Raw genomic sequence first — 15,376 nt, forward strand, 5'->3', positions numbered from 1 at the left:
CAGTGGAGGGCGACCACTCAGGGTGGAGGCATGTCCGTTGCGTCGGGCGTGATGTTGTCACCTTTACATCGGCGGCGGGATCTCTCAGGGATCGTCGCGGCCTCTGCGGTAAACGCTGTGTCAGTCACATTTCGCTCAGGCCTGCGTGTCTGTCGTGCAGGCGCTTGCTGGGATCAATCGGACCCGGGGAGCGAGAGGGCAATATAACAGTAATGCCAAGGGTCAGCAATTGGCGACAAGCTGCGCTAGAATGGCGTTTTAATGCGGGTTTCCAGTGGAGTGACAGCGTGGCCGAAGGGCGTGACGTACAGTGGGTGGAAGTGACCGAGGGCCAGGTCGGCCAGCGCGTCGATAACTTTTTGATGAGTCGGCTCAAGGGCGCGCCGCGCTCGCTGGTGTACCGGATCGTGCGCAAGGGCGAGGTGCGGGTCAACAAGAAGCGGGTGAAGGCGGACACGCGTCTGGCGCTGGGGGATCTGGTGCGTATCCCGCCGCTCAAGCTGGCGCCACAGGAGGCCGTGCGCGAGGTCAGTGACAACCTGCGCAACCTGCTGGCCGGCAGTGTGCTGTTGGAAGGGCCGGACTGGATGGTGCTGAACAAGCCCTCAGGGCTTGCCGTGCATGGAGGCAGTGGCGTCAAGATCGGCTTGATCGAGGCGCTCCGCCAGGTGCGGGAAGATCTGGATTTTCTTGAGCTGGTGCACCGACTGGACCGTGACACCTCCGGCTGCCTGCTGTTGGCCAAGTCGCGTCCTGCGCTGCTGTCACTCAACCAGTCCTTGAAGCAACACAAGATGAACAAGCAGTACCTGGCGCTGGTGGCCGGGCGCTGGCCCGCCCGACGTGACTTCGTGAGTGCACGCCTGGATCGCTACGACGCCGGCAATGGCGAGCGACGGGTGAGGGTCGATGCGGCGGGCAAGGTGGCGCGTACCCGTTTCGCCGTGCGCGAAACCTTTGCCGGTGCCACCCTGGTCGAGGCGGAGCCGATTACCGGTCGTACCCATCAGATTCGCGTGCATGCGACCCATGGCGGCCATCCATTGCTTGGTGATGACAAGTACGGCAGTCGTGAGGGCGCTCGCCTGAGTCGCGAACTGGGTCTTGAACGGCTGTTCTTGCACGCGGCGTCACTGACGTTCCCCGAGCCGACCAGTCAGCGGCCGGTGCAGATTCGGGCGCCGCTGGATGACGGTCTCGAGGCGGTGCTCGAGCGCGCGAGAAAGCGTCAATAAGCCAGCTGGGGGAGGTCTCAGGCGGTCAGCTGGCATGTCCTTCAGGGGTATCTCGCCTGCACACCTTTTTGTGGCGGTGGCTGCTGCCATGACCAACTCTTCGGGTAAGGAGTCGGCGCCTTGCGGCGACGACTCAGGACAGCCCCAGAGGAGAGATGGCGATGCGTGTGTTGAGCGAGAAGGTGACCTTTGCCGGTCAGGATGGACAGCAGCTGGCGGCGCGCCTGGATCGCCCCGAGGGCAGCGAGCCCCAAGCCGTGGCGATCTTTGCGCACTGTTTCACCTGCACCAAGGATATTCTTGCCGCCAAGCGTATCGCCGCCGGACTGGTGTTGCGCGGCGTAGCGGTGCTGCGCTTTGACTTTACCGGGCTGGGACACTCCGAGGGTGAATTCGCCAACACCCACTTTTCATCGAATGTCGACGACCTGTTGGCGGCCGCTGCTTATCTGGAGGGAATGGGCTTGGCGCCAGGACTGCTGGTCGGGCACTCCCTGGGCGGAGCCGCGGTGCTGGCGGCGGCGGGTCAGCTGCCGGCGGTGAAGGCGGTGGCGACCATCGGTGCTCCGTTCGATCCGGCCCATGTGCTGCATAACTTTGGCGCAAGTCTGGAGCTCATTGAGCGAGAAGGCGAAGTCAAGCTGGAGTTGGCAGGCCGCCCCTTCACCATCCGCAAGACCTTTGTCGACGACCTGCGTGAGCAGCGCCAGCGTCAGCGTATCGAGGCGCTAGGGCGCCCCTTGCTGGTGTTGCATGCGCCGGGGGATGAGACCGTCGAGATCGAGAATGCCGCTGCGATATTCGGCGCCGCTCGCCATCCCCGCAGCTTTATCTCCCTGGATGATGCCGACCACCTGCTGACCCGGGCCGCCGACGCCGAGTACGCCGCCGAAGTGGTGGCCAGTTGGGCGTCCCGCTATCTGGGGCTGGTGGCGCCCAAGCCACTGCCGGGGGTGCCCGAAGGGGTGACCCGGGTGTCCGAGGCGGACCCCGGCGGGTTTCGCCAGGATGTGCTGGCGGGGGCGCATCATCTGCTGGCGGACGAGCCGCTATCCTATAGCGGAACCAATCTGGGATTTACGCCGTATCAGCTGCTCGCGGCCGCCCTGGGCGCCTGCACGTCGATGACGGTGCGTAGCTATGCCAGGCGCAAGAAGCTGGCCCTCGATGATGTGACGGTGGATGTCAGTCACGACAAGATTCATGCCGTGGACTGTAGCGAATGCGAGGCGAGGGGTGGCAAAATCGACCGCTTCGAACGTGTTCTCCACCTTGCCGGTGCCTTGACCCAGGATGAGCGTGATGCGCTGCTGGCCATCGCCGACCGTTGTCCTGTACATCTCACCCTGGAAGGTCAGGCCCTGGTGGTCACTCGACTGGCGGGCGAACCCCGCTGAGCGGTGGCAGGACACGACCCATGCAGTGAGGGCTCCCCTGCGGTGCCCGCCGAGGAGCCATGTCTTGCGCTACGATCTGACCATATTTGATTGGGATGGCACCCTGATGGACTCCATCGCCCGCATCGTTTCCTGTATGCAGGCGGCGGCCCGAGAGGTCGAGTGGGGCGAGTTGGGTGCTGCCGAGGTGCGCAACATTATCGGTCTGGGGCTGCCTGAGGCGATCGCGACGCTATGCCCCGGCATCTCTCCCGACCACGCAGAAAGGCTGAAAGCGCGATACTCCTGGCACTTCGTCGAGGGAGATTCGACGCCGGTCACCTTCTATCCGGGGGTCGAGGCAGGGCTTGCTGAGCTCTCTCGGCAAGGCGCCTTGGCCGTGGCCACCGGCAAGAGCCGCAAGGGCTTGGATCGCATCTTTCGGCAAAGCGACACCGGGCGTTTCTTTGTGGGAAGTCGGACCGCCGATGAAACTCGCTCGAAGCCGCATCCGCAGATGCTGGAGGAGTTGCTCGCCGAGTGCGGCGTGCCGCCCGAGCGAGCGATCATGATCGGCGACACCGAATATGACATGGAAATGGCGCGGGCCATCGGCATGCCGCGTATGGCGGTCAGCTACGGTGTGCATGACGTGGCAAGGCTTGAGCGCACGCAGCCGGTGCTGATCGCTGATGACTTTGCTCAGGTGCTTGAGCACTTGCGCGGATAGTGGGATGGATCATCGGACGGCTAGCTGACGTCGTGGGTGCAATAGAGCGCCAGGTGGCGGTGATGACGAGTGGACAGCTTGTGCCGCTGTCTGGCTATCCAGAGTGTCGAGGAGTGAGATATGGCAAACACGCCCAAGGATGATCCCTGGACCGAGGGGGAAGCGTCAGTGCAGCCTGCTGCGCCAGAGCGCGGGGGGGATGACAATGCTGAGGTCCTGCGAGAGCGTCAGAGGCTCGCGCAGATCGAGAGCATGGATCGCTGGATACAGGGCGTGCTGGTCGAGCAGCGGCGTGGGCGGCGGTGGAAGCTGTTCTTTCGCTTTGCCTGGCTGCTGCTGGTGGCGGGCGTCATTGCATCGGTGTGGTATGCGTTGACGATGACACCCGACGAGGATGCCGTGCAGGGGGAGCACCTGGCGCTGGTCAGTGTCGAGGGCGTCATCGACAGCGAGTCACCGGCGAACGCCGAACGCCTGATTGAGGGTCTCGAGGCCGCGTGGGAGGCGCCGGATGCTCGCGCCATCGTGCTTCACATCAATAGTCCGGGCGGCAGTCCTGTACAGTCACAGCGGGTGTATCGGGCGATTACGGCGCTGCGCGAACAGGGGGACAAGCCGATCATTGCCGTGATCGAGGATCTCGGCGCAAGCGGTGCCTATTATATGGCGGCGGCTGCGGATGAAATCGTGGCGGCCCCGTCCAGCCTGGTGGGATCCATCGGTGTGATCTATGCCGGTTTCGGGCTTGATCAAGTGATCGACGACCTCGGTGTCGAGCGTAGAGTGTTTACCGCGGGTGACAACAAGGCATTTCTCGACCCCTTCTCTGAAATGCGCCCTGATCAGCAGGTGTTCTGGCAGAACGTGCTTGATACGACCCATCAGCAGTTTATTGACGCGGTCAAGGCCGGTCGTGGCGAACGCCTTGCCGAAGACCCGAAGGTCTTCAGCGGGTTGATCTGGACCGGGGAACAGGCCCTGGAGCTGGGCTTGGTGGACCGCCTCGGTACTCTCGATGATGAGGCCCGTCACTGGCTGGATGAGCCGGTCATCGAGGACTATACCCCCTCCCAGGACCCGCTGGACCGTCTGGCTCGCCGCTTTGGCGTGTCGCTGGCGCATTGGATGGGGTTGCCCCAGGCAGCGTCGCCGCTGCGCTATCAATTACCTTGAGCCACTGTGCTGTCAGCTGCCTTGAACCGCGAGCGCTATGAGTTGCCGTGAGCCGTTGCCTGGCGTGTAACGCCGACCGCAGAGCACGATCCGTTGCCTTTGCCTCAAGGGGGCGGGTCAGGGCGTCGCCAGCAACGGATCCGCGCCTGCCTCTCGCAGCCATCGGCAGAGCAGGATCAGAGGTAGCCCAATCAGGCTATTGGGGTCGTCTCCCTCGAGTCGTTCGAACAGGGTGATGCCGAGGCCCTCCATGCGGAAACTGCCGGCGCATTGCAGGGGTTGCTCGCGCTCGACGTAGGCGTCAATCTCGGCGGCGCTGAGCTGCCTGAAGACAACGTCGAAGTGCTGGTGTCCTACCCAGTGTCGTTGGCGGGCGGTGTCGAGCAGGGCGAGGCCGGTGACGAAGCGCACGCGCTCGCCGGAGAACTGAGCCAGCTGAGCGCGCGCACGCTCTGCCGTATGGGGTTTGCCCAGGATCTTGTCGCCAAACACGGCGACCTGGTCGGAACCGATGATCAGGTGCGACGAGTAGATGTCCGCCAGGGCCATGGCCTTGGCGGAGGATAGTCGCTGGACCAGGGTCGTGGGAGCTTCCTGTGGGCGCGGGCTCTCGTCAATATCGGGGCTGGCCCAGGAGAAGGGCAAGCCCAGGCGCTCGAGCAGTTCGCGGCGCCAGGGTGAGCTGGAAGCCAGGACCAGAGGTGTCATGCCGTTTTCCTTGTCGACAGTGTGGGGTAAGGCCGAGGCGCGGCGGCGTTAACGCCGGGCGTGCCGCGGATGAAAGATGAAACATGGTAACCTATTGAGTACTGGGCTTTGACAGGGGGCAGACGAGTGCCTATCATTGCGCGCCTATGTTGACCTCACGATTGCCCGGCCGGGTCGAGCCCTATAAGCTCGCAGCCCAAGCCGAACACCTTGAAGGCCTGGTGGCACTGGCCGAAATGAGTCGCTTGACCGACGAAGTCGGCGCTCAGCAGGGCGATGCCAGCGCGTGGCTGGAATTCGCCATCGACGCCCAAGGGCGTCGGGTGATCCGGGGGCGCCTGGAGGCCGAATTGCAGCTGCCCTGTCGCCGCTGCCTCGAGCCCATGGCTCAACATGTCGCAAGCGACTTCCTGCTCGGGCTCGTCAGCAGTGACGACCTGGCCGCGGACCTGCCTAGCACCCATGAGCCGGTGCTGGTGGAAAATGAACAGCTGGATCTCCTGGGTGTGATCGAGGATGAACTGATCCTCAGTCTGCCCCAGGTGGTCTACCACGACGAGTCAGAGTGTCCTGTCTCGCGCGACCAGCTGAGCAGCGGGGCAGAGGCCGAAGTTTCGGAAGCGCCCTCTGGCAGCCCCTTTGACGTGCTCAAGCGCCTCAAGGGCAACACCGATACCTGATCGATATTTTGTGGAGTGATTTCCCATGGCAGTTCAACAGAACCGTAAGACTCGTTCCAAGCGCGGCATGCGTCGTAGCCACGACGCCCTGAGCGCGCCGACCCTGTCCCAGGACAAGGAAACTGGTACTACTCACCTGCGTCACCACGTGTCTCCGGACGGCTTCTACCGTGGTCGCAAGGTTGTCGACGTATAAGTCGACAACGGCTGATACTCGCTGGCCGCCGTAATGCGGATCGCCGTTGATGCCATGGGTGGGGACAAAGGTCCTCGCGCCACCGTGGCAGGCGCGGCCAGCGCTGTCATCGAAGACCCCCAGATCGATATCCAGCTGTTTGGCCCCAAGGCCCTGTTGGAAGATGAGATCTCACGCCTGCCGCGGCCTCTGGTCGCGGCGGCGTCGCATTTGCACCTCTGTGATGCCCCAGACGTCATCGCCGCCGACATGCGCGCCTCCCAGGCGCTGCGAAGCGGTGGCCGTTCGAGCATGGCGCGTATGCTGGAGAGTGTCGCAGCAGGTGATGCAGCGGTTGGGGTGAGTCCGGGCAACACCGGCGCTCTGATGGCGCTGTCGCGCCGAGCGCTGGGAATGGTGCCCGGCGTCCCGAGGCCTGCCATCAGCACCGCCATTCCGACGCGGGATGACGGTCGCTGTTATTTGCTTGACCTGGGTGCCAATGTCGATGTTTCGGCAGAGCGATTGGTGGACTTTGCCCTAATGGGCGATATTATGGCCCGCCACGTCGATGGCCTGGTCGCCCCGAGGATCGCGCTGTTGAATGTCGGCGTTGAATCCACGAAGGGTTCTGCCGTGGTCCAGGACGCTGATGCCATGCTGCGACAGCAGCCTGGGCTCAACTATCTGGGGTTTATCGAGGGCGATGGCGTGTTTGCCGGCGAGGCAGACGTCGTGGTCTGCGATGGCTTTGTCGGCAATGTGCTGCTCAAGGCCAGCGAAGGGCTGGCCAAGATGCTGGTAAGGCGCGTTCAAGCCACCTTCGAGGCGCACTGGGGTAGTCGCCTGGTGGGACTGCTGGCGCGCCCAGCCCTTAAACGATTGAAGAGCGAACTGGATCCCGTTCGCTACAATGGCGCCAGTCTGCTTGGGCTGGCCGGGATCGTGATCAAGAGTCATGGCAGCTGTGACGCCCAGGGCTTTCACTACGCCCTGAGACGCGCGTCTCAGGAGGTGCGCCGTGACTTGCCGAGCCGGCTGCACGCCGAGCTCGACCATCGTCGTTTGGCACGGACGCGCACCCGCTGAGGGTGGGCGTGGTGCCGGGCGGCAGCCAACAAGAGCATAGGTGATCAAGATGACACAACCGCTTGCCCTCATCTTCCCTGGGCAGGGGTCGCAACAGATCGGCATGCTGCGCGATCTCGCCGAACGCTACAGCGTGGTGAGAACCACCTTCGAGGAAGCCTCCGAGGCACTGGGCTATGACCTTTGGCAGGTGGTCCAGGAGGGGCCGGAAGAGTCGCTGAATGCAACGGCATGCACGCAGCCAGCGCTGCTGGCATCCAGCGTGGCCATCTGGCGTGTCTGGCAGGAGCTTGAAGGGCCTCGCCCCGGTGCCATGGCTGGCCACAGTCTCGGCGAGTACAGCGCCATGGTGTGCGCTGGAGCGCTGCCGTTTGCAGAAGGTATTCGTCTCGTGCGTCTGCGCGGCGAGGCCATGCAGCAGGCGGTGCCTGCGGGGCAGGGCGCCATGGCGGCCATACTTGGGCTGGACGACGCTGCGGTAGAGCAGGCCTGTGCGTCCGCCGCTGAAGGCGACGTGGTCTCGGCGGTCAACTACAATGCACCCGGTCAGGTGGTGATTGCGGGCAGCAAGGCGGCCGTAGAGCGTGCCATTGCGGCGTGTCAGGAGGCTGGGGCAAAGCGCGCTATGCCGCTGCCGGTATCCGTGCCGTCTCACTGTGCCTTGATGCGCCCTGCGGCCGAGAAGCTCGAGCAGGCCTTGGCCGAGGTCGAGTTGAAGGCGCCCCGCTATACCGTGATCCAGAACGTGGACGCGCAGGCTCACGCGGACGTGGCGACGCTGCGCACACGGCTGGTCGAGCAGCTGTATCAGCCGGTGCGCTGGGTCTCCTGTGTCGAGAAGATGGTGGCGGATGGCGCTGACGTCTTTATCGAGTGCGGGCCTGGCAAGGTGCTGACAGGGCTGAACAAGCGCATTTCTCGCGGTACGCGTGGGCTGGCGGTGAATGACCCCGATAGCCTTGCTGCGGCGCTTGAGCTGGCGCGTGAGGTGCCCGCGGTTTGACGGTGGCTGACGCCCTGACGCGTCGCCTTTTGGCCCGGCAAGAAGCCGGGCAGCAATGACCAAGCAATGGAAGTGACCATGACAACCGAGCCTAGAGTCGCCCTGATCACCGGAGCCAGTCGCGGGATTGGCCGAGCCATTGCCCACGAGCTGGGTCGGCAGGGTCGCATTGTGATTGGCACCGCCACGTCTGATGCTGGTGCAGACCGCATCGACGCGGACCTCAAGGAGCAGGGCATTCAGGGGGCGGGCCGCCGCCTGGACGTGACCGACATGGCCAGCATCGAAGCACTGATGAAGTCCATCAATGACGAATTCGGTGCGCCGACGATTCTGATCAATAATGCTGGCATCACCCGTGACAACCTGCTGATGCGCATGAAAGAGGATGAGTGGGACGGCGTGCTGGATGCCAACCTGAAGTCCGTCTATCGTCTCAGCAAGGCCTGCCTGCGCGGCATGAGCAAGGCTCGCTGGGGGCGTATCGTGTCGATCAGCTCCGTGGTGGCCACCATGGGCAACGCCGGTCAAAGCAACTATGCTGCCGCGAAGGCTGGCATGGAAGGGTTTACTCGCGCCCTGGCGCGCGAAGTGGCATCTCGGGATATCACGGTCAACGCCGTGGCGCCGGGCTTCATTGCCACTGACATGACCGATGCACTGTCTGACGAGCAGCAGGACAAGCTCAAGGGGCAGGTGCCATTGGCTCGTCTGGGCAAACCCGAAGAGATCGCTGCTGCGGTAGGCTTCTTGACCAGTGAGGGCGCAGGCTATATCACTGGTGAAACCCTGCACGTCAATGGCGGCATGAACATGCGTTAAATGCACGCTCTGCGTGTGTTGCGTCGACCCCAAGGGGTCTATAAACTACCCCGCAGTTTAGTTGCGGAATTAACCAGCTGGTCATCAGAACGGCTAACGTGAACGACTGGAGTATGTCTAAATGAGCACCATCGAAGAGCGCGTGAAGAAAGTTGTAGCAGAGCGCCTGAACGTCAAGGAAGAAGATATTCAGAACTCATCTTCCTTCACCGAGGACCTGGGCGCTGATTCCCTGGACACCGTTGAGCTGGTGATGGCGCTGGAAGAGGAATTCGACACCGAAATTCCTGACGAAGAAGCCGAGAAAATTACCACCGTTCAGGAAGCGATCGACTACGTCAACGCCAACCAGTAAGCCCGTCTCGATACGTCGAGTCGGTCTTGCGGTGGCGGACATGTCCGCTTGCTGAAAGGCCGGGGAGTCGACTCCCCCATGAGCCGCTCTGGTTATTCCAGGGCGGCTTTTGCGTGGTCGGCCAGGTAGCCCCGAACCAGGTTGCCGGGGGGAGCACAGTGGCATCTGTCTCGGGTATAATGCGCGCAACCGACGGTCCCCTGAGGGCAGGGCCGCAATTTCAAGGAAGTCTGGAGGAAAGCTGATGGCTCGCAGAAGGGTAGTGGTGACCGGCCTTGGTCTGGTCACGCCGGTGGGCAACACCGTCAAGGAAAGCTGGGACAGCATTCTGTCCGGCAAGAGCGGTATCGCGCCCATCGAGCACTTCGATGTCAGCGGCTTCAATACCCGCTTTGGCGGCTCGGTGAAGAACTTCGACATCAGCCCCTATCTCAATCCCAAGGATGCCAGGAAGATGGACCTGTTCATCCAGTACGGGATTGCGGCAGGCGCTCAGGCGATTGAGGATGCGGGCATCGAGTGCACCGACGAAAATGCCGACCGCATCGGTGTAGCCATCGGCTCGGGCATTGGCGGCTTGCCAATGATCGAGCACAATCACAACGCGCTGAACAAGAGTGGCGCCCGGCGTATCTCGCCGTTCTTCGTGCCGGGGTCCATCATCAACATGATCTCCGGCAACCTGGCGATTCAGCACGGCTTCCGCGGTCCCAATATTGCCATCACCACGGCCTGCACCACCGGCACTCACAACATCGGCTACAGTGCCCGCACGATTGCCTACGGCGATGCCGATGTGATGGTCTGTGGTGGCGCCGAGATGGCGACCACGCCGCTGGGTCTTGGTGGTTTCTCGGCCGCTCGTGCGCTGTCGACGCGCAACGACGATCCCCAGTCGGCAAGCCGCCCCTGGGACAAGGATCGCGATGGCTTTGTGCTCTCCGACGGCGCTGGCGTGGTGGTTCTGGAAGAGTACGAGCATGCCAAGGCCCGTGGCGCCACCATCTACGCGGAGCTGATCGGTTTCGGCATGAGTGATGACGCCTACCATATGACGTTGCCACCGGAAGATGGTCGTGGTGCGGCGGCCTCCATGGCCAACGCCATCAAGGATGCCGGTATCGATGCCTCCGAGATCAACTACGTGAACGCTCACGGTACCTCGACGCCTGCCGGTGACCTTGCCGAGAGTCGCGCGGTCGAGAAGGTCATGGGTGCGGCGGCCAATCAGGTGGCCGTCAGTTCCACCAAGTCGATGATCGGTCATCTGCTGGGGGCCGCCGGTGCCGTAGAGGCCGTCTTCAGCATCCTGGCGATCCGTGATCAGGCGCTGCCGCCGACCATCAACCTGGACAACCCCCAGGAAGGCTGCGTGCTGGATTACGTTCCGCACACCGCTCGCGATGCCAAGGTGGATGTCACGCTGTCCAACTCCTTTGGGTTCGGCGGCACCAACGGCACCCTGGTGTTCAAGAAGGTGTAATGGAAGAGCCCGTGCTGCCCCTGAGCGATCGGGGGCTTGCTTATGGTGACGGCCTGTTCGAGACGATTCTGGTGCGTGATGGCCGGCCGCTTCTGTGGGCCGAGCACGTGGATCGGTTGCTGCGAGGGTGTCGAGCGCTGAGTCTGCCGCCTCCGGGGTCGGTCGAGCTGATCGACAGCCTGGCATGTTGCGGTCCGGGCTTGGGGGTGCTCAAGCTGGTGTATACCCGCGGTAGCGGTGGCCGAGGCTATGCGCCTCCCCCGTCGGTGAGTCCGCGCCTGGTGTCGACCTGGTCTTCATTCACGCCGGACGCCCGGCGTTGGCACGAGGGCGTGCAGGTGCGCCTCTGCCGGCTGCGGCTGGCCGCACAGCCGGCGCTGGCGGGCATCAAGCACTTGGCGCGTCTGGAGAATGTCCTGGCACGCAATGAATGGCACGACACCGAGATCGCTGAGGGTCTGATGCTGGATGAGCATGGCGCGGTAGTGGAAGCGACCGCCATGAATGTGTTCTTGCGAGCGTCTGAAGAGGCTCCTGTGGTGACGCCGCCACTCGATCGTTGCGGCGTGGCGGGCACGCTGCGCCAGGCCTTGATCACGGCCGGAGCGGTCAGCGAGGCGCCGCTGGACGTCGATCAACTACAGGCGGGAGCGTCGCTGTGGGTGGGCAACAGCGTCCAGGGTGTCTGGCCGGTCAAGCAGCTGTGTGACAGCCAAGGGCGGCAACTATCGCGGTGGACGGTCACGCCGTCCGGTAGCTGCCAGTTTCAGCAGCAGGCGCACGCCCTGTTGGGTTACTGAGATGCCGCTGGCTGTCCCTCCGCTTCCCCCTCATGCGGTGCCAACGGATGTTGACCTGCGTCGAATCGGCGCAACCTGATAAGGAATGATCATGCGCACAGCGCTGAAAGCTCTGTTGATTCTTGTGGTGCTGGGTGCCGCCGCGATGTTTGGTGGTTATCAGTACTGGCAGCAGCGCCTTGGGGCCGAGATTACGCTGGACCAGCCCATGCTGTACGAGGTCTCTCCCGGCGACGGATTCAACCGCGTGGTGAGTGAGCTTGAACAGCAGGGCGTGCTGGCCGATGCCTGGGCCTTCAAGTTGCTGACTCGGATCGAGCCCGATCGCGTGCCGTCGCTCAAGGTCGGCGAATATCTGCTGGAGCCGGGCATGAGCGGCATGCAGGTGCTGGATAAACTGGCCAGCGCCGACGTCGTGACCTATAGCGTGACGATTCCGGAAGGCTGGACCTTTCAGCAGATGCGCGACGCTCTCGACGGTGCCGAAAAGCTGGCCCACCTGACGACCGACATGTCCAGCGATGACCTCATGGCAGAGCTTGGGCGAGAGGGTGATCACCCTGAAGGGCGCTTCTTTCCAGACACCTACACCTATCACAAGGGAGTGTCTGACCTGGAAATCCTGCGTCAGGCCATGAAACAGATGGATGACCTGCTAGCCGGCGCCTGGGCCGAGCGCGACGACGACCTGCCGCTGGCGACGCCGTATGAGGCGTTGATCATGGCATCGTTGATCGAGCGCGAGACCGGTGCTCCCGAGGAACGTCGCGAGATCGCTGGCGTGTTCAAGCGACGGATGGAGCGCGGTATGCGGCTGCAGACGGACCCCACGGTCATCTACGGCATGGGAGAGCGCTATGAGGGCAACATCACCCGTGCCGATCTGCGTGAAGCCACCCCTTACAACACCTATGTCATCGATGGCCTGCCGCCGACGCCCATTGCGCTTCCAGGGCGTGCCGCCATTGAGGCAGCGGTGCATCCGGCCGAGGGCGAGACCCTGTATTTCGTGGCGAAAGGGGATGGCACGCATCATTTCTCGCGGACCCTTCGCGAACACAACAACGCCGTCAACCGTTACATTCGTGGCCGCTGACGATAGCGCCATGGGTTGATCCCCTGTTTCCACTACGGTGCTTCATGACTCACGACAAGCAAGAAAAGGCCGGGTTGCCGCGCGGTCGTTTCATCACCCTGGAAGGAGGAGAGGGGGTCGGCAAGTCCACCAACGTCTCCTTCGTGGTTGCCGAGCTCGAGGCGCGCGGTATCGAGGTGGTGCAGACCCGAGAGCCCGGCGGCACGCCGCGGGCCGAAGCCATACGTGAGCTGCTGCTGGCGGCCGCCGAGGAACCCCTGGACAGCGATGCCGAGCTGCTGCTGGTATTCGCCGCCAGGGCGCAGCACCTCGCTCAGCGGATACGTCCGGCGCTGGCGCGGGGTGCCTGGGTGGTCTGCGATCGCTTTACCGATGCCACCTTTGCCTATCAAGGTGGAGGTCGAGGGCTGTCCTTTGAACGTATTGCGCTGCTTGAGCGGCTGGTGCAGGCGGAGCTGACTCCCGACCTGACGCTGCTGCTCGATATGCCGTTAGAGGTCGCCGAGCAGCGCCTTGCGGCGCGGCTGGATCGCACCAAGACCTCGCGCGATCGCTTTGAACAGGAGCAGCGCGACTTTTTTGAGCGGGTGCGCCTGGCCTATCTCGCGCGGGCTGAGCAGGATTCACGGCGGGTGGCGACCATTGACGCCGACGGCAGTCTGGACACGGTCCAGCAGCGTATCCGCCTGGTGCTGGACGAGCGAGTGCAGCAATGGACGTAAGGCATGCCATGGCCGAGCCAATGCCGTGGCTGATGCCCCGCTGGCAGGAGTTGGTGAGGCTGATGGACAGCGCAAGGCTGCCCCACGCCGTGCTGCTGTCGGGACCTCGTGGGCTTGGCAAGCAGACCCTGGCAGAAGCGCTTATCGCCCGTGCTCTTTGTGCTGCACCTGGCGAGACGGCCTGCGGCCATTGTCACGGCTGTCATATGCTGGCGGCAGGCTACCATCCTGACCTGCTGCGCGTGACGCCTGACGAGGGCAAGCGAATGATCCGCATCGACCCGATTCGTCAGGTCAATGCCTTCGTCTCGCAGACGGCCCAGCAAGGCGGGCGTCGGGTGATCGAGATTCGTCCTGCAGAGGCGATGAACGTGGCCGCCTCAAACGCATTGCTGAAAAGCCTCGAGGAGCCGGGTGAGGACACCCTGTTCGTGCTGGTGTCCGATATGCCGTCCCATTTGTTGCCGACCATTCGTTCTCGCTGCCAGCAGTGGAGCTTGAAGCCCCCCGCGTTGGACGAATGCCTGCCATGGTTGTCCCGTGAGCTTGGCTCCGACGAGGAAGCGCGTTTCTGGTTTCGCGCGGCCGGAGGCTTGCCGCTGGCCGCCCGTGAGCTGGCCGAGCCAGGGTCACGTAGCCTGCGCCAGCAGCTGCATGAAACCTTTGATGCCCTGGTGCGAGGCGCCGAGCCGGTGGCCGAGGCGGCACGCCTGGACCGCCAGGCCATCGATGCCATCCTGTGGTACGGTATCGCCTGGCTCGAGGACTTGATTCGTCTCGGCCTTTCCGGTGAAGCCGCGGAGCTGCGCAACCCGGATCTGGCGCCGCTGTATCGGCAGGCCGTCAAGAATGCCCGGGTCCGGGACTGGTTTCGCCTGCTAGATTACGCCCGTGAGCAGCGTCGGCTGCTGGCCGAGGGGGGCAACCCCAATCCCCAACTGGTGCTCGAAGCCTGGCTGGTGCGCTGGGCTGCCCTGTTGCGCTCCTGAACGGCGTTAACGTGCGTTGATATCACTTTGCCGAGCAGGCGGCGCTCACCTGGTCGGGTGATCCCCGCCTGCTGTCAGTGTCCGACAAGAGATTCCGATGTTCATAGATTCCCATTGCCATCTCGATCGCCTTTCCGAGGATACCCACGGAGGAGATCTCGACGCCGCCCTGGAGGCGGCGCGTCAGCGTGGTGTGCAGCAGTTCCTGGCGATCAGTGTGACCCTTGAGGGAGCGCAGAATCTTGCCGCCATTCGGGCCCGGCATGCTGACGTCGTCATGTCGGTAGGCGTGCATCCGCTGCATTCGGTCGAGCACGAGCCCACGGTTGCCGATATCGTTGCCTGCGCCAAGGCGCATCAAGCGGTCGCGATCGGCGAGTCCGGCCTCGACTATCATTACGACAGCGTACCGGTCGATGTGCAGCGAGAGCGTTTTATTCGTCATCTCAAGGCGGCGACCGAGCTATCTCTGCCGATCGTGATTCATACGCGTGAGGCGCGGGAGGAAACGCTGGCCCTGATGCGCGAGCATAGCGACCCCTCGGTAGGTGGGGTGCTCCACTGCTTCACTGAAGACCTGGATATGGCCAGGGAAGCCGTGCGGCTGGGGTTCTACATCTCGCTGTCAGGGATCGTCACCTTCCGCAACGCCAAGCAGGTGAAAGAGGTGGCCCGCCGGGTTCCTCTCGATCGTCTTTTGATCGAGACCGACAGTCCTTATCTGGCTCCGGTGCCACACCGCGGCAAGCCTAATGAACCGGCCTGGGTGGTCGAAGTGGCCCAGTGTATCGCCGACGAGCGGGGGATCAGTGTCGAGGAGGTGGCCATGCAGACCACCGCCAACTTCTATCGTCTGTTTCCTGCGGCAGCCCCCGAGGCGCCGGAGGAAATCAAGCAGGCCTTACGTGATGCTGGCTTCGTCGAATAGCTGGCCGTCTTC

General features: G+C 63.3%; 17 protein-coding genes. 16 read left to right on the forward strand and 1 reads right to left on the reverse strand.

What is annotated here, in order from left to right; genetic code table 11:
* Positions 1–287 precede the first annotated feature (287 nt).
* From KUW18_RS13040 to sppA, 4 genes are all read left to right on the forward strand, one after another.
* Positions 288–1,235, forward strand: a complete 948-nt coding sequence (locus tag KUW18_RS13040) for an RluA family pseudouridine synthase (protein WP_222561594.1) — start codon at positions 288–290, stop codon at positions 1,233–1,235.
* Positions 1,236–1,396: 161 nt separating this feature from the next.
* Positions 1,397–2,632: a bifunctional alpha/beta hydrolase/OsmC family protein gene (locus tag KUW18_RS13045; RefSeq protein WP_222561595.1), complete on the forward strand. Its 1,236-nt coding sequence runs from the start codon at positions 1,397–1,399 to the stop codon at positions 2,630–2,632.
* A 64-nt stretch (positions 2,633–2,696) separates the two neighbouring features.
* Positions 2,697–3,341, forward strand: a complete 645-nt coding sequence (locus KUW18_RS13050) for an HAD family hydrolase (protein WP_222561596.1) — start codon at positions 2,697–2,699, stop codon at positions 3,339–3,341.
* 120 nt (positions 3,342–3,461) lie between these two features.
* Positions 3,462–4,514 (forward strand): signal peptide peptidase SppA, encoded by a 1,053-nt coding sequence (sppA, locus tag KUW18_RS13055; RefSeq protein ID WP_206937382.1) that lies wholly within the window; start codon positions 3,462–3,464, stop codon positions 4,512–4,514.
* A 117-nt stretch (positions 4,515–4,631) separates the two neighbouring features.
* On the opposite strand, the gene KUW18_RS13060 is transcribed toward sppA, so the two are convergent.
* Positions 4,632–5,222, reverse strand: coding sequence for a Maf family protein (locus KUW18_RS13060; protein ID WP_222561597.1), 591 nt, complete (start codon positions 5,220–5,222; stop codon positions 4,632–4,634).
* Between the two features lie 146 nt (positions 5,223–5,368).
* Between KUW18_RS13060 and KUW18_RS13065 the strand changes: the two genes are divergently transcribed.
* From KUW18_RS13065 to KUW18_RS13120, 12 genes are all read left to right on the forward strand, one after another.
* A complete protein-coding gene (locus KUW18_RS13065) occupies positions 5,369–5,902 on the forward strand; it encodes a YceD family protein (protein ID WP_206937387.1) in 534 nt (177 codons plus the stop codon).
* Between the two features lie 25 nt (positions 5,903–5,927).
* Positions 5,928–6,098 carry a 50S ribosomal protein L32 gene (gene rpmF / locus KUW18_RS13070; RefSeq protein ID WP_010627954.1) on the forward strand — a complete coding sequence of 57 codons (171 nt, stop codon included), beginning with the start codon at positions 5,928–5,930 and terminating at the stop codon, positions 6,096–6,098.
* A 33-nt stretch (positions 6,099–6,131) separates the two neighbouring features.
* Entirely contained in the window at positions 6,132–7,166 is a 1,035-nt protein-coding gene (gene plsX, locus KUW18_RS13075) for a phosphate acyltransferase PlsX (protein WP_222561598.1), read from the forward strand.
* A gap of 49 nt (positions 7,167–7,215) precedes the next feature.
* Positions 7,216–8,169, forward strand: coding sequence for an ACP S-malonyltransferase (fabD, locus tag KUW18_RS13080; protein WP_222238166.1), 954 nt, complete (start codon positions 7,216–7,218; stop codon positions 8,167–8,169).
* A 78-nt stretch (positions 8,170–8,247) separates the two neighbouring features.
* Positions 8,248–8,991, forward strand: coding sequence for a 3-oxoacyl-ACP reductase FabG (gene fabG / locus KUW18_RS13085; RefSeq protein ID WP_206937425.1), 744 nt, complete (start codon positions 8,248–8,250; stop codon positions 8,989–8,991).
* Between the two features lie 121 nt (positions 8,992–9,112).
* Positions 9,113–9,346 carry an acyl carrier protein gene (gene acpP / locus KUW18_RS13090; RefSeq protein ID WP_021820799.1) on the forward strand — a complete coding sequence of 78 codons (234 nt, stop codon included), beginning with the start codon at positions 9,113–9,115 and terminating at the stop codon, positions 9,344–9,346.
* A 244-nt stretch (positions 9,347–9,590) separates the two neighbouring features.
* Positions 9,591–10,829 carry a beta-ketoacyl-ACP synthase II gene (gene fabF / locus KUW18_RS13095; protein WP_222238167.1) on the forward strand — a complete coding sequence of 413 codons (1,239 nt, stop codon included), beginning with the start codon at positions 9,591–9,593 and terminating at the stop codon, positions 10,827–10,829.
* Positions 10,829–11,629 (forward strand): aminodeoxychorismate lyase, encoded by an 801-nt coding sequence (gene pabC, locus KUW18_RS13100; RefSeq protein WP_222561599.1) that lies wholly within the window; start codon positions 10,829–10,831, stop codon positions 11,627–11,629. Before fabF ends, pabC begins: the two co-directional genes overlap by 1 nt.
* A gap of 91 nt (positions 11,630–11,720) precedes the next feature.
* On the forward strand, positions 11,721–12,725 hold the full coding sequence (gene mltG / locus KUW18_RS13105; RefSeq protein WP_222163036.1) for an endolytic transglycosylase MltG: 1,005 nt from the start codon (positions 11,721–11,723) through the stop codon (positions 12,723–12,725).
* A gap of 44 nt (positions 12,726–12,769) precedes the next feature.
* Entirely contained in the window at positions 12,770–13,447 is a 678-nt protein-coding gene (gene tmk / locus KUW18_RS13110) for a dTMP kinase (protein ID WP_222238169.1), read from the forward strand.
* Complete coding sequence (locus KUW18_RS13115; protein WP_261317433.1) at positions 13,438–14,436, forward strand: DNA polymerase III subunit delta'; 999 nt, start codon at positions 13,438–13,440, stop codon at positions 14,434–14,436. The genes tmk and KUW18_RS13115 overlap by 10 nt, the downstream gene beginning before the upstream one ends.
* 97 nt (positions 14,437–14,533) lie before the next feature.
* A complete protein-coding gene (locus tag KUW18_RS13120; protein ID WP_206937443.1) occupies positions 14,534–15,364 on the forward strand; it encodes a TatD family hydrolase in 831 nt (276 codons plus the stop codon).
* Positions 15,365–15,376: the final 12 nt, after the last annotated feature.

The sequence above is a fragment of the Halomonas sp. DP5Y7-2 genome, assembly GCF_019802025.1.
GTDB lineage: Bacteria > Pseudomonadota > Gammaproteobacteria > Pseudomonadales > Halomonadaceae > Halomonas > Halomonas litopenaei_A.